This window comes from Halobellus sp. Atlit-38R, assembly GCF_003665925.1.
Taxonomy (GTDB): Archaea; Halobacteriota; Halobacteria; order Halobacteriales; family Haloferacaceae; genus Haloquadratum; species Haloquadratum inordinatus.
In genome coordinates, this window is the sequence record NZ_QXIJ01000076.1 from 1 (window position 1) to 748 (window position 748).

The window sequence follows — 748 nt, forward strand, 5'->3', positions numbered from 1 at the left end:
CCCAAAGGTATCAGGATCAGGGTATTCGACCGACGCTCATTTGTGAGGACCTCACCACCTTCAGTGTCCTGAAGGAACAACTCTTGGACCACATTTTCGAGCTCGGTAGTAGCAGCTTCGACATCGTTCTCGGATGGACGATCGGATGGGAACAGGACAACATCAACGACGCGCTCGCTCGTGAGAACGCTGCGACGTACATGAAAGGGCGCTCGGAGGGGTATCTCACGATGACCGACGACAACGGCGAGGCGTACTTCCTCGACGACGATGCGTCCGTCGCGCTCGCCCGGTCGTACCTCGGCGCAATCAAGCGGAACTCCAACGCTGAGACCGCTCCGGAAGAAGTCGAGGAAGCGTTCGACAAACTCTACCCGTTCAACCAGCGCTTCATTCACGTCGCATACAGACAACTGAACGACGGAGGGAGTAGCCGAAAGACGCCGAGGCTACTATTACTCCGGGTAGTCAAACACTGTCTGAAGTCGAGTTGGCCGCCCTACGAGGCGATGAAGTCGAACTCGTTCGTCGATACGCCGACGTTCGAGATCGACATGAAGTACGACCAAATTTACCAGGATATCAGCCGGTGGTACGGCGTCCCGGTAGCTGATGGAATTGGTGTGAAGGTCGGTATTCTCGAAACCTTCGATATTGATCTCCCTGACAGCGACAAAGCACCGGTCAAAGATGACTATGTGGTCTTCGAGCGTGGGAGAGGTAGTACAGTCATCGAGAAGATCAAGAA

At 54.8% G+C, this 748-nt stretch carries 1 pseudogene; it reads left to right on the forward strand.

What is annotated here, in order from left to right:
- Nucleotides 1-748 (forward strand): annotated as a pseudogene (locus tag D3D02_RS18175) (hypothetical protein); the annotation flags it as partial.